The sequence below is a fragment of the Micropepsis pineolensis genome (assembly GCF_055392125.1).
Genome location: NZ_AP042408.1, coordinates 1,315,531 through 1,329,636, shown reverse-complemented (window position 1 = coordinate 1,329,636; position 14,106 = coordinate 1,315,531). Strand labels below are relative to the sequence as shown.

Annotated in this window: 13 protein-coding genes; all 13 read right to left on the bottom strand. The window is 60.5% G+C overall.

The genetic code is table 11. The features are described 5' to 3' along the window. Positions 1-13 precede the first annotated feature (13 nt). The 13 genes from ACZ5RI_RS05905 to ACZ5RI_RS05845 all read right to left on the bottom strand — a co-directional run bounded on the left by ACZ5RI_RS05905 (position 14) and on the right by ACZ5RI_RS05845 (position 14,105). Positions 14-1,252, bottom strand: a complete 1,239-nt coding sequence (locus ACZ5RI_RS05905; protein ID WP_464515189.1) for an ATP-grasp domain-containing protein — start codon at positions 1,250-1,252, stop codon at positions 14-16. Between the two features lie 105 nt (positions 1,253-1,357). After that, positions 1,358-2,461, bottom strand: a complete 1,104-nt coding sequence (locus ACZ5RI_RS05900; RefSeq protein WP_464515188.1) for an LptF/LptG family permease — start codon at positions 2,459-2,461, stop codon at positions 1,358-1,360. Then, complete coding sequence (locus ACZ5RI_RS05895; RefSeq protein ID WP_464515187.1) at positions 2,458-3,645, bottom strand: LptF/LptG family permease; 1,188 nt, start codon at positions 3,643-3,645, stop codon at positions 2,458-2,460. Before ACZ5RI_RS05895 ends, ACZ5RI_RS05900 begins: the two co-directional genes overlap by 4 nt. After that, positions 3,642-4,424: a nucleotidyltransferase family protein gene (locus ACZ5RI_RS05890; protein ID WP_464515186.1), complete on the bottom strand. Its 783-nt coding sequence runs from the start codon at positions 4,422-4,424 to the stop codon at positions 3,642-3,644. Before ACZ5RI_RS05890 ends, ACZ5RI_RS05895 begins: the two co-directional genes overlap by 4 nt. Then, a complete protein-coding gene (locus ACZ5RI_RS05885) occupies positions 4,424-5,554 on the bottom strand; it encodes a dATP pyrophosphohydrolase (protein ID WP_464515185.1) in 1,131 nt (376 codons plus the stop codon). The genes ACZ5RI_RS05890 and ACZ5RI_RS05885 overlap by 1 nt, the downstream gene beginning before the upstream one ends. Continuing rightward, positions 5,551-6,429: a hypothetical protein gene (locus ACZ5RI_RS05880; RefSeq protein ID WP_464515184.1), complete on the bottom strand. Its 879-nt coding sequence runs from the start codon at positions 6,427-6,429 to the stop codon at positions 5,551-5,553. The genes ACZ5RI_RS05885 and ACZ5RI_RS05880 overlap by 4 nt, the downstream gene beginning before the upstream one ends. 9 nt (positions 6,430-6,438) lie before the next feature. Further along, positions 6,439-7,344, bottom strand: a complete 906-nt coding sequence (locus tag ACZ5RI_RS05875) for a diacylglycerol/lipid kinase family protein (RefSeq protein WP_464515183.1) — start codon at positions 7,342-7,344, stop codon at positions 6,439-6,441. Continuing rightward, positions 7,341-8,477 (bottom strand): CDP-alcohol phosphatidyltransferase family protein, encoded by a 1,137-nt coding sequence (locus tag ACZ5RI_RS05870; protein WP_464515182.1) that lies wholly within the window; start codon positions 8,475-8,477, stop codon positions 7,341-7,343. The genes ACZ5RI_RS05875 and ACZ5RI_RS05870 overlap by 4 nt, the downstream gene beginning before the upstream one ends. A gap of 1 nt (position 8,478) precedes the next feature. Then, positions 8,479-9,690: a serine palmitoyltransferase gene (spt, locus tag ACZ5RI_RS05865; protein ID WP_464515181.1), complete on the bottom strand. Its 1,212-nt coding sequence runs from the start codon at positions 9,688-9,690 to the stop codon at positions 8,479-8,481. Further along, complete coding sequence (locus tag ACZ5RI_RS05860; protein WP_464515180.1) at positions 9,690-9,941, bottom strand: acyl carrier protein; 252 nt, start codon at positions 9,939-9,941, stop codon at positions 9,690-9,692. Before ACZ5RI_RS05860 ends, spt begins: the two co-directional genes overlap by 1 nt. A gap of 46 nt (positions 9,942-9,987) precedes the next feature. Then, positions 9,988-10,902, bottom strand: coding sequence for an NAD-dependent epimerase/dehydratase family protein (locus ACZ5RI_RS05855; protein ID WP_464515179.1), 915 nt, complete (start codon positions 10,900-10,902; stop codon positions 9,988-9,990). Then, a complete protein-coding gene (locus ACZ5RI_RS05850; protein ID WP_464515178.1) occupies positions 10,902-12,701 on the bottom strand; it encodes a fatty acyl-AMP ligase in 1,800 nt (599 codons plus the stop codon). Before ACZ5RI_RS05850 ends, ACZ5RI_RS05855 begins: the two co-directional genes overlap by 1 nt. Before the next feature lie 15 nt (positions 12,702-12,716). Further along, a complete protein-coding gene (locus ACZ5RI_RS05845; protein WP_464515177.1) occupies positions 12,717-14,105 on the bottom strand; it encodes a lipopolysaccharide biosynthesis protein in 1,389 nt (462 codons plus the stop codon). Between the last annotated feature and the right edge of the window lies 1 nt (position 14,106).

The window sequence follows — 14,106 nt, the reverse complement described above, 5'->3', positions numbered from 1 at the left end:
TGAACCCTTTCGATCAGGAGGCAAAATCAAACCGCATATTACGCGTGATGTCGAGCGCCAGCGCGTCGGCCGCTTCGCGTGTTACCCCTGTGCATAAAACATACCCCAGACGATCACCATGGCAGCGAACTTCCGGTAATACCGCACCGGTGACCAGATGGCGGTTGAGCCATAAACCTACCACACCGGGGCGTTGCCCGGTGAGACTCAGATCCGGGATCGCCGCAATTGTCTCGCCCGGTGGGGGAAAGAAGAAACGCTGCGACATGCCGACCTTCCAGCGTGGTTTCAGATAGGCGCGGTCGGGGGTATCACCCATCGCCATCTGAATCAGTGGGTACAGAATGTTCACGCCGGTAGCGCGCGGCACCACCGTATCGGCAAAACGCCCGCCCGAGGTACGCCCAGCCATTTCCAGCACAACAATACGCCCGTCGCCGGGGATAATCAGATCGCCTTTCAGCACGCCGTTTTTCATGCCCAGCGCCGCAGCCGCCCGCGCCGTCACCGCATCAATCTCGGCGGTGAGCGCGGCGGACAGATCAAGGCCCATGGAATGCCCATCCTCGATCAGATAGGGGCGCAAAGCCGCCGTGGTATCGTAATGGCGCAGCGCAATGGCGGTATGGGCCACCACCCCGTCGATGATAACGGATTCTGTGCTGAGCTGCCCGCCCGAGGTGTAGGTCTCCATCAGGAAGGCATCGGCGTCGACCCCGCCGCCCCGGCCGCGATAGGAGGCGACATCGTCTGCCGTCTGCACCAGCTCGACCCCGCGGGCCCCCGCCATATCGGGGGGCTTGCACACCACCATGGGGCCAAGGGCAACATAGGCCTCGATCCAGGCATCCAACGGCGCAGATTTTTCCAGAATACGAAATGCCGGGGTTTCGATCCCGGCCTCGGCCAGCGCGGCGGTGCGCAGGCGTTTATCGGTGCAGCGGCGCGCTACCTCGGTGCCGATACCGGGCAGACCCAACGCATCGGCCACTTTGGCGGTAGGAATGGCCAGCTCGGCCGCGTGCACGAACACCCCATCGGGGTGAATCTTACGGGCCGCTTCGATCAGCGCTGCATCATCCTTGACGTTGACGCTGACAAATTCATCGGCAGCCGCAGCGCCCACCGGCGCCTTCTGGTTGTCGAAGGCGGTCACCGAATAGCCCAGCTCCTGAGCGATTTCGATGGCAGTGATCTGCTCGAACCCGGCGCCCAGCAGCAGCAGTTTGCGACGTTTATGTACGGACATCATACCCTCGCCGCTGCCAAAATCGACAGCAGCGACAGGTATGGCACCGGATTGTTCAGAATTTATTAATCACGTTACCTCAGGGGCCGATAGCCGCGCGCCCAATGCTTATTCTTCGTTGCGCAGCAAAAGCGTGAAGCCGATGGCAAAGAAGCAGAATGGCGCGGTCCACACCGCCACCACCGGCGGCAGCACCGCCGCCTCGCTCATCGAACTGAAGAAACCATTGGCGACCAGAAACAAAAGCCCGGTGCCGATTGACACCACCATGCCACGGACCGTTTGCCGACGCCCGGTTCCCGCCAGCGCCGGTACCGCCAGCAGCAACATCAAAAGCGGCAGCAGCGGAGCGAGATAACTTTTCTGCACCAGCGTGCGATAATGCGCGGCGCCAGCCGAGCCAGACCAGGTCCCGGCCAGAACCTGACGCCCCTCGGAAGCCTGCATCCGCCGGGTCGGCACCGCCAGCTCTTCGACATTCTTGGCCGAGGCCCCCCCCTGCCACAACATCTGCGCACGGTGCACGGCCTGCGGCATCAGCGCGGAGGATTTGCCAACCGCAGAATGGTTGCGCAGATCAACCCGGGTCACATCAGTCATCACCCAGTCGGGCTTTTGATAGTCTGCCGTTTTGGCTTCGACGCGCCCGATCAGAATACCATTGTCATCACGTAAGTATCGCGTCAGGCCGACCAGATGCCTGCCGTCATTTTCGACCTTCTGCACTGCAATGACTTCTGATCCGTCACGCAGCCAGATCGCCCCCTTAGGCGTATCTTCGTCTTCATCTGCCGCCTGAATAACGTCGTGCCACCAGATGGCAAACGAGCGTTCAGCCGCCGGGGCAAAATGATCGACAATGGCGTAATAGGACAGCGACAATGCCAGCCCCACCGGCAACAGACTGCCCAGCAAGCGATACGGTGACATGCCACAACTGCGCAGCACGATCATCTCGCTCGACTGCGCCAGCGCGCGGAAGGTCAGCACCGCACCGATCAACACGGCGAGCAGGAACAACTGCTCCAGAGCCATGGGAAACTGTAACGCCGTAAACGTCATCACCAACTTGAAGCTGTGATGATGGTGATGACCAACAAGGTGGCGCAGCGCATCCAGCATCGACAACAATTCGACCAGCGCCGACAAGGCCAACAACACGGCCAGAAACCGCATTACAAACAGCTTGGTGAAATAGCGCATTAAAATCATGACTTGGCCCTTTTAAGCCGCTTCAGCGGCTGAACGAGCCAGGCAAGTGCCCGTTTTAAGCCATCGAACACCGGATCAAGTGCACCCGAACCGGGATATTTCTGCGTCCGCCTGAACAGCGCAAACGCCATCACAGCAAAAACGGCAAGCGCAATCCACAGACTGATGACCGGGCGCTTACCCGCGCCTGCCAGCCCCTGCAAGGTTTGCAGTACATAGTGGAACAGCACCAGCACCACAGCCCCGGTAATCACCCCGCTGCTGCGTTTGCGCCGCTTGGCTGAAATCGCCAGCGGTATGGTGAAGAAGGGCAGGAACAACAAGGAAAGCGAGCGCACCAGACGGGCATGCAGCTCGGCCTTGGCTTCCGCATCGGTCCAGTTGCCCGAGGATAGAATGCGTTTATGCGCGGCCAGTTCGCCCAGCGTCATCTCTCGCACATCATCCCCACGGGCACGGAACGGCGCCACATCGGTGATGAAATTGCGCTGCACATTCAGCTCGTCAAACTTCACTGCCGAGACCGTGCCATCAGGCTTGGTCACCAGCTGAGTGCCGTCTTTCAAGCGCAGGCGGTAATAAATCTTCTGCGGGCCGAACATCAGCTTGCCGCGGCGGGCGGTGATCACCACATCGTCGGGGCCCTGTTTCATATGCACAAAAATTCCGGCCAAACCGCTGCCGACCGCATCGACGTGATCGGCAGAAACCGTGGCGTCCTTATCGACGGTGGCGAAGGTGCGTTCGGGCACATCCTCGCCCCACGGCACGGCATCGACCAGATAATGCACCGCGCGATAGGCATAGCGGCCATAGGGCTGCATATACCCAAACAAACCGAGGGCAAAAATCGTCAGTACAATGCCGGATGCAATAAACGGGGCAGCAAAACGGATCGGCGACACCCCGCCGCTGAGCAGCACATCGAATTCATTGTAGGTACTGCAGGCCGATGTCACCAGATAGATGGCGACAAAGAAACCGGCAGGCAGCGCCAACCCCATATAGTGGGGGATCAGCATCGCGGCCATCTCCCACACCATGTACATCGGGCCGCCCTTCATGCTGACCAGATCGAACAGGCGCAGCAAGCGCTCCAGTACCAGCGCCCCCAGCACCACCACCAACACCCACCCCAGCCGCTTGGTCAGTTCCAGTGACAGATAGCGGTCGATGCATTTCATAATGGCCGCTCCGACGGTGACGCGGCGTGACGGTCCGCGAGAATATGTTCGGCTAAAACCAGATCTGCGGGCTTATCAACATCAATGGCGGCTTCAGCAAAAGGCATATCGACGAACCCCAGCGCCGCACCGGTTGTTTTCGACAACCGTGCCAGCGCATCGCTTAAGCGTAATTTGCCACAGACAAAGGCGATTAGCATACCCGCCCCCAAACGACGCACCACACGCCAGGGCTTTTTGCGATCGGCCTCAAGCAGGCGCCAGAACGCCACCGCTTTATCCCCGCCCGCACCGAGATAGAACAGATTGCAGCCACTGACCTCGGCTCCGGCAAAGCGCCAATAGGTCCGCTTAGTCTGATAGCGCGCCTCGATGGTCTGACGGCGAGCCAGCGCCACCGCACCATCCAGCGCCGGATCAACATGACCCAGGAAATACTGCACCATATCACCGGTCAGCAGCGCATGATCGGCGGTGACCACCATCAGCGGTGCGCCAAACCGTTGCAGTGCCACCGCCACAGTCGAGGCAGGAGAGGACGCCGGATCAAGCCGGTCGGCACCAAAACGCGCGAGCAGCGGACGGGCTTCATCAACATCATCAATCGCCACGCTGATCGCGGCATCCGCCGCCCCGTCACGCAACGCCGCCAGCACCCGCTGCAGCATTGGCACCCCCAGCACCGGCATCAGCGCCTTGTGGCTGACCCCGCCAAGGGCTGCCACTGCGGCATCACCATCGCGCCGCCCGGCCAGTACAAGAATGTGTGGCGACACCATCAGAGCGCCTTCTCGTAGAGCCGATAGGTTTTATAGGGCTTACCGCAAATCGCCTCGCCAATGGCACACATTGCCGGGTTGCTTTCCAGCATCCATGACACTTCAACGGTCTTGATCTTGCGCCGCCGGGTTTCCGGCTCGAGCGCACCGATCAGCACAAAGGGGATCATCCCGGCCAGCATGTTACCGGCCAGCTGACGCCGTACCCCCATCAAGGGCACACGGGCCGAGCTCACCCCGGACACTTTCAGCCGCCACAACAACTTGGCCCAACCGGTGGGCAGCAGAGCCCCGTTCAGATCCTTAATGGCTTCGTTAAGGTTGGGCAGGCAGACGATAAAGCCGACCGTTTCGCCGTTCAGTTCGGCAAACTGCACCCACTCCTCGGCCAGCAGGGGTTTAAGCTGCTCGGCCAGCTGACCAATCTCCTCATCGGTGATCGGCACAAAGCCCCAGTTATCGCACCAGGAATCGTTGAACACCGAAACAAGGGTGCGCACTTCCTCGGCATAATTCTTCCAGCGCATTGGGCGCACCGTCACGCCCGAGGCAAAGGCGCGCTTGATCAGCCGCTGCATCCGCTTATTGAAAGCACCGGAATAATCGAAAGCATAGGCGAACAAATCCTGCGCCTTGGTCAGCCCTGCCGCTTCGATCTGCGGCCCGACATAGCGCGGATTGTGCGGCATCATCATCATCGGCGGGGTATCAAACCCCTCGACCAGCACGCCGCATTCCTCGTTCACCGAAAAATCGAACGGCCCGATCATGCGCTGGCTGCCCCGGCTTTTGAGCCAGGCCCCGGCAGTGTCGAACAAAGCGCGAAAAATCGCCGGATCGTTTTCGGCCGCGATAAAGCCGAAATGCCCGACGCCGGGCAGTGTCTCAAGCGACAACGGGTCGATCTGGGCGCTGATACGGCCGACCGCTTTGCCACCGCGCCGGGCAAGCCAGAACGCCGTTTCCGCCCGCCGCAGATAGGGCGAACCGCCGGGCTTTAACACCATGCGCCGTTCCATTTTCAGCGGAGGCACCCAGTTGGCATCGCCCTGATTGAGCCGATAGGGCAGTTCGAGAAAATCGCCTTTATGCGGGGCACTTACCGCTTCGATCTGTACAGCGTCGCTCATCGTACGATTCCCCGTCTTAGCAGCTTCGTCAAAACCCAGGGCGCGGCCAGCAGCGGATGGCGCCGTTGCCACGGCGACAAGTGGATCAGCTGGCCTGAATGGCGCTGCAATTTCCACAGGATATAGTCCACGCCATCCGCAAAGGTAAACAGTGCTTTGATCAGCCGTGCGACATTGAGCCCCTTACCGGCCAGACGGCGCAGACGCCAGCCCATCCGGCTGCTGCGCAAAGCGAGGCGGTGCAACTGGCGGGTATAACCACCATCGGCCGCAACCAACCCCGCAACGGGCAGAAAAGCGTCATAATGGCCCGGCGCAAAATCATAGAGCGCGCCGCCCCGCCCGGCCTTTTCCACCCGAAGTTCGGCGGCATAGGTATGGGCAAACAGCGCCGTCCAGTAATCGCGCGCCGTGCCGTGATCCGGCCCCAGCCGCACCGCCCAGTGGGCCGCCGCCTGCCCAGCCGAGGCCAGCACATCTTTGGTCCACTGGCGCACCGCTGCATCGCGGGCATAGGCCAGTTGCACCGGCTGACAGAACCGCGCCCACAATGTCGTATCGAGACTTTTGGCCGTCAGCCGCGCGGCAAAGGCTGCCCTTGAGATCACCGCCACCTTAAAGCCGGCATTACCCGGCCCGTTCGACGGGAAAAACATCACATTAGGCGGCAACAGACGCCCCGCCAGCGCCACCAGCGCGGCCCGATGAAAGCCGCGATAGCTATCGACCAACACATACAGATCGAGAATGGCGGACGGATCATCCGAACGCAGGCCCGAGCCATAGAACAACACCGCCGCCACGGACTGGTGGTCGCGGGCAAGGCTCTCGGCCATGGCGCGCACATCCGAACGGGCATCGTCCCAGGCCGCCATGACTGCCTCTTACAGTGTTTTCAGCGCCAGAAAGCGCAGTTTGGGTCCCAGACGCAAGCGCACGCCCCCCGGACCGGGCTGATAAACCTCGCCATCGACAACAAAGGCACTGTTCAGATGCAGATCCAGTTCACTGCACCGCCCGCCCCGATATCCCGGACGCTTGGTTAGACGGCCATGCCAGGCCGCCCATAAAGCGCCAACCAGCCCACGGGGCGGGGCCGCCACCGCCAGCCAGTGCAGTCGCCCTTCGCCTTCGCGTGGGAAAGGCCATAATCCCAGCATCAGTTTTTGCAGACTGGTCGCCAGCATGATGAACTGCGGTTCCGGCGCGCCACTGTTGAAAGCCATCGGGGTGCCTTCATGCAGCCCGCACAGATGGCGCGCCAGCACGCGTAACAGCGTCAAGGCAACACCCCAGCTTTGCTTGATGCCGCGGTCAAAAGTCCACTGCCCGGCCATTTCGGTAGCATAGGTGAAGATGCCAGCACCGAAGAACATACCGCGCACCAGTGGAAGCCCCTCGCGCACCGCTTCCAGCACCTCACGCTCGACAATGCGGCCCTTGCCGTTGGACGCCAGCAAGCGGCGCACACCGGAAACGCCATGGCCGCACATGCCGACATCGCGGGCAATCACATTTGTCTTGCCCGACGGCAGAATGGCCAGCACCGGCCAGTCATCGCCAAAAGCCGCCGGCATCGCCGTCAGCACATCGCGCACGGTGCCGTCACCGCCATCAATCGCCAGATGATTAACCCCGGCAGCAGCCAGACGGGCCAGGGCATCAGGCAGCCCGTCAAGGCTTTCCGGCGCTTCGACCAGCACATCGCTGTGGGTACGTGCAAAAGCAGCAATGGCGGAAGATCCGCCATTGCCATCACTATATCGGTTGCTGATGACGCCGAGTTTCATTGCGCCATCCAGGAGACCAGCGGCCCGTGGCGCTTTGCCCACCAGGCCTGCACCGTCTGTATCGCGTGCACCACAATGGAAATAGCCGTCCAGGCGGCGGTCGCTACCATGCCCCAGCCCGGTTCGCCGCAGATCAGGGAAACCGTCAGCAGGATCAGGATCGGATTACGCCGTGCCACAATCAGGCGGAAGAAACTGTCAAACCGGCGCCAGACATGGATGTGCATACCGAAGCGCGAAATGAACAGGCCTTCCTGCAGCCGTAATACAATATAGCCACCGAAGGTAATGGCCAGACAAAGGTCCGCCCACGGATAATTTGCCCCAACCGCCAGCGCGCCAGCGTGCCAGGCCCACCACCAGAAGGGTGGGCTGATCAGGTCAATACCATGATCGAAGATGTCACCAAATTTGGAATAGGTAAGCGTACAACGGGCCAATTTGCCATCGACGGTATCGAGGAAGGTCATCACCCAGGCACCGGCCAACCCCATCCAGAACCAGCCTTTGACGAACCACCACGGCGCCAGCAGCACCAGCAGGAAGCCAAGCAGCGTGACCATATTGGGCGTGATAGACAGTGCCGCACACCAGCGCACCACGATACGGGCCGGTAGTGGCCACCAGTATTTGGTTACCACATCGGTGACGCCCTTGTAAGAACCGGCAAAGGTCGCCCGCTCAGCGGCGCGTACAGATTGCGGCGTCAGTGCCAGCGCCACCGGCTTCAGCTTCTTGCGCAGCGTCTTCAGATAGAGCGGCTGGCTCGGATCGAAATGAATAACCTCGAGCCCGTCCGGCAGCGGCGTGCCGGATTCGATAGATGCGACCACCGCGGCAACATCTTCGCCTTCGATATAGGCGGCGAGCACCACGGCATTGGCATTATCGCCGGTGATCAGGACACGGCCGAGATGCTCACGCACCAGACCGACCAGCGCCTGATCGACCACCCAATCAGCCCGCGTCAGCAGCACTTTTGTACCCCGAGCCGCCTGATCCGCCGTAACAAGTTCGGCTCCGGCCTTGGTCAGAATACGGCGCGCCCGCTCGGTACCGGTCATGCTCCACAGCCTGACGGCCGAGGGCTTGACGATCAGCCCGAGTAATGCGTCGCTGGCAGTGGCGTTCATCTTAGGCACCCGCCTTCGCCGCGCCGATCACACCAAGTGTGGTGCCGATTGACGTGAAGATTTCAACGGCGCGGTCGATCTGTTCAAAGCGATGTGCCGCCGTGACCGAGCAGCGCAGCAGCGGTTCGGATGTCGGCGTAGCAGGCGGGATGGCCAGATTGACATAGACCCCGGCATCGAGCAGCCCAGTCCAGAATTTCGCCGCAGAGGCAATATCGGGCAACCGCACAGAAACAATCGGGTTGACCTCAGGCCCCAGCGCAAACCCGGCTTTGGCCAGACCACCATAGAAGTGTTCCGCATTGGCGCGCAGCGACGTGCGTAAGGATGTGTCCGCCTCTATACGGTCCAGCGCCGCCATCACCGTAGCGATCACCGACGGCGGCTGCGATGCGGTGAACATGTAGGGACGGCTGACCACGCGCAAAATATCGAAATTATCGATATCGGAGACGCAGAAGCCGCCCACCGCAGCGAGGCTTTTGGAGAAGGTGCCGACAATAAAATCGACATCGGCCGACACGCCCGCCGCTTCGGCAGCGCCCAAACCTTTTTCGCCCAGCACACCAAAGGAATGGGCTTCATCGACCAGCAGATAGCCACCCAGCTCGCGCTTGACCGCGGCGAATTCTTTCATCGGGGCGCTATCGCCCATCATGCTGTAAATGCCTTCAACCACGATGAGCTTTTCACCCGGCGTGCCATCGAGACGCTTCAGACGTTTGGCCAGATCATCGGGATCGTTATGACGGAAGCGGATGACTTCGGCATACCCCATGCGGCAGGCATCATAGATGCTGGCATGGCTGTCGGCGTCGATCAGAATCTGATCGCCCTTACCCGCCAGCGTCGAGATCATCGCCAGATTGGCCTGATAGCCGGTCGACAGCACCATACCATGCTTACGGCCAAAGAAATCTGCCAGCCGCCGCTCCAGCGCCTGATGCCCGACGAAGGTGCCGTTGGCAATGCGCGAGCCGGTGGTACCGGTGCCGTAACGCTGCAACGCAGCCACACCGGCAGCAATCACCACCGGATCATAGGTCAGGCCAAGATAGTTGTTGCTGCCAAAAATCATCGTCGGCTTACCACCGATCACGGCCTCGGTCGGCGAGGTCACATCATCAAAGGTCACCGAAAAGGGATCAAGCCCAAGGGCCAGCAGAGAAGCGCGGGTTTTACTTAAAGCACTGAATTTATCGAGAATGGCCATCAGACTTTCCTTGCCCCCAGCTTATGCAACACTTCGGCCAGATCGGCGATGGTTTCGACATCGACCAGACGGTCCATCGGAACCGAGATGTCAAACTTATCTTCCAGCCACATGACAAAATTCATCACAGTCAGGGAGTCGAGGCCCAGATCGCCCATGATCGAAGATTGCGGGCCCACCTCGGTTCCCGGCGGCACCAGCTCTTTGACCCGGCTGATGATAACGTCGACAATTTCCATATCGGCTAACATTGTTCTTTTCGTCCTTTACCGCTTTGGCACATGTTGCCGCTGGCGGTCAGTTCTTTAAGCCATCCATCTGACGAACGGTCTCGGCGAAACCCTCCGCAAGCGTAACCTCTGGGCGCCACAGCGCCGGGGCCGGCAAATCATCCGGAGAGCAGGCCCAATCATAAAATAACTCCCGCACTTTGCCGGGCGTCAGCATCGCCGGCTTACCGCTCAAACGCGACCAAAGCCCGCCAACAACGGCAAGCCCGGCCATAACGCGCTGCGGCACGGCGACAACATAAGCTTTTTGTCCTGCCGCAGCGCAGAGCGCCGCGGCGAGGGGACCCCAGCCATAGCCATCCGGATGCCTGTCGGTCAAGGCAAAGCAGCCGTTTGGGGCCACATCATCACAGAAAACCTTAACCGCGCTGGCAACATCGGCAGCATGAACCAGCGTCACGCAGCCCTGTGACAACGGCACCGCCAACAAGCCCTGCCGCGCGGCCCGAAAAAACACTGCCGTTTCCTTGTCCCCCGGGCCGTAAACCGCCCCGGGACGCAAGATAACGGCGTTGAGCTCCGAAAAAGCCGCCTCGCCCGCCCGTTTACTGGCGGCATAGTCCGAAAGCTGTGGCGCGCGAGCCGCCAGCGATGAGAGCACCACCACCCGGCCACGCGGATTATGACGGGACCAGACCGCGGCAACGGCACGGCTACCCGCCTCGTTCACCCGGAAGAAATCCGCCTTGTGGGCCGCCTTGATCAGCCCGGCAGCATGGACCAGTATGTCAGCCCCCGCCACCAGCCGGTTGAGTGCATCTTCATCGGCCAGATCGCCGACAATACATTCAACGCCGTGATCAGACGAAACCGGCCGACGCGCCAAAAGACGGACGCGCCAGCCGGAATTGATCAGATTACGGACGATGTAGCCACCGACGAAGCCGGTTCCACCCGTAAGGGCGACCAGCCCGCGGGACATCACGAATCCTCGCCCAAGCGGTATTCACCCGCCAGATACGAGGCGCGAGCACTACGCCGCCTAAGCTTGCCCGACGAAGTCATCGGCAGGGCATTCTTGGGCACCAGCACCACATCCGCACTGACACCATGGCCCTTGCGTAAGGATGCAGTGACGGTATGAACCAGCGCATCGCGCGCCGCCGGATCGGACAGGCGGCACTGCACCAGCACCACCACCTTTTCCTCGCCATCATCGGCATTTTCAACGCTGAACGCCGCCGCATCACCGGAACGCAATCCTTCGGCCGACTCGATGGTATATTCAATATCCTGCGGCCACAGATTGCGGCCATTGATAATGATGATGTCCTTGTAGCGGCCGGTAATCACCAGCTCGCCCTCGGCGAAATAGCCCAGATCACCGGTATCGAGCCAACCGGCTGCGTCCATAATCTTGGCCGTTTCTTCCGGATGACTGTCGTAACCGGTCATCAGCGACGGCCCCTTAAGCCAGACATGACCAACGTCACGTTCGGTCAGACGCTTGCCATCATCATCACGGATCTCGACCGTATGGCCTGGGATAACCCGACCACAGACCACAAAATCCCGTGTACGGATTGTATCACCGGCATCGACCGCGACCGGCACCGCGATACGTTCGCGTTCCAGCTTGTCATTGTCGATATGATCGACCCGTAAACCGCGCTCCAGCGGATTGAACGACACCGCCAGTGTTGCCTCGGCCAGACCATAGCTCGGCACCAACGCTTCGCGACGGAAACCAACCGGTGCAAAAATTTCGACAAAATGGTCCAGCACTGCCGGGCGCACCATATCGCCGCCAATACCGGCAACACGCCAGCGCGACAGATCGAAATCAGGCGCTGCACCTGAGGAGGCGCGCTTGGCGCACAGATCATACCCAAAGCTCGAGCTGTAGCTGATGGTACCACCATTCATCGCCATCAGACGCAACCAGCTTAAAGGGCGCCGGGCGAAATCACGTGTCGCCAGAAAATCGACCGACAGCTGCGAAACAATGGTGGCGAGCAGAAAGCCGACCAGCCCCATATCGTGATAGAAAGGCAGCCACGACACCGCACGGTCGCCATCACGCACATCCAGACAATCATGGGCAATTGCCGCGGCATTGGCCATCAGGGCGCTGTGGGTGACGGCAATGCCTGCCGGGCTGCGCGTGCTGCCCGAAGAAAATTGCAGATAACTCAGCTCGCTTGCATCCGGCTTGACCGGCTCAAACGCCCCGGACGGCAGTGCCGCCAGATCAGCCGCCGTGCCGACTAGCTTCAGACGCAACCCATCCGCCGCTTCCTGCAGATAGGGCATGACCCAATCCGGCGCGATAGCAGCCGTGGCGTGGGCGCATTTCAGCATATGGCGGATTTGGGCGATGTAGCCGTCGCGGCCACCGAACGCTGATGGCAGCGGCATTGGTGCCGGGATCAGCCCGCCATACTGGCAAGCGGCAAATGCAATAACGAAATCCGGATCGGTATCGGCCACCAGCGCGACGCGCTCGCCACGTTGCAAGCCCCCCTGACGCAGCACGCCCGCCAGATGCAACGCACCCTCGCGGATGTCGTGATAGGAAACCGCCTGCTTCAGATCGAGCCGGTCGGAATAGAAATTCATGCCGCTCTTACCGGTGGCAGCATAGTCCAGAGCCTCGGCCAGCGAAGAAAAATGAAAACGACGTTCCAAGCCGCTATCCGTCGGTGTCGGGACAGCCGCTTTAGGTGCCGACGGCTTGGCGAACCGTTCGGAAACGTCGGAACGCTCGATGGCGAGTTGCACTTTACCTATTCCTCTTCAGATGCTGCAGCCCGCCGGCACAGCCGAACGAAACCACACAGTAACGGCAATATATTGCATGACCGCAGTCAAAAATGCAGCCAGCACCGCAGCGGCGCCAGCCCCATTAACCCCGGTAAGATGCACGAATGCCACCAGCAGTGGCAGATATGCGACCGCAGCGATAATTTGAATCATCAGCGCGGTGGTTGGTTTACCTAAAGTGATCAGGGTTGGTTCAAACGAGAACGTACCAATTCTGACCAGAGCCGCCGCACTAAGCAGCAGCATGACGCCATAGGCCCCTTCAGTCTGCCCCCCGCCGATCAGCCTTAAGATCCATGGACCCATGAAGCTTAGCACAACCAGACTTAGCGTGGCCCCTGCACAGGAAATCACTGTCGCTTTACGGTTCAGCGTGCGCAGCAGCAAAAAATCCTTCGCCGCCACCAGACGGGCAAATTCGGGATAGAACACCGGCACCATCAGCTTGACCGGCTTGGCCAGAGCCTCGGCGATCTGGCGGGCAATGCGAAACAGCCCGGCCTCGGTCGCGCCCAACAGACCACCCACCATCAGGGTAGCGATATGGCTGGTCACCAATCCCATCGAGGAATTGGCGTTGGTCGACCAGACAAATTTCCAGATACCAGAAAACGGCCTGGTCAGGCTGAGACCACGGCTGGCCAGCGCCTCGCGCAGCAGCGTAGCCGTTCCAGACCAGGCGACACGCTTACGGGTTTCACGCCAGCCCAGCCAGCTGACCGTTACGCCGCTGGCTGCCACCGACAGAAACCACACCAGCAAAAAATCGTTCAGGCTGCCACCGACAATAAAAAAGAACAGCGAGCCGAAAAAACGCACCACCGCCTGAACATTGTCTTCGACCAGCAACAGATCGAAGCGGTCATACAGGCGCAGCAGACCATCGGGCGTACCGGTGACCATGAACAAAAGCGACAGGCCGAACAGACTGGCTGCGGGCACCGCCGCCGGATCAAGACCAATCCAGCTACCGACCAGAAAAACACCACCAACGGCCACAACGGCGCCGACCAACGAACTCGACAGATCCAGCAGGCAGGAAAAAATCGTCAGGCGCTGAAAATTGCGGATATCCGGATCATGCATCACCGGCGTGCCGTAATGCAGCAGAGGTTGCCAGGTCTGAAACTTGACCACCGTCGAAATCGTCAGCGTGAAGGCATAGATCAGCATCAGCTGCCCGAACGACGCCACGCCAAGCGTACGCACCGCAAAAGCCAAATAAGCCAGACCCAGCAAACCGCTTAAGGATTTGCCGCCGACCAGATAGCCAAGGTTGCGCATCGCCCGACGAAGAATGCCGCCCGAGCTGCCCCCTGGACCGGAGGAACCAGCCGGTGTCATGCCGATCGAGGCCGTCACT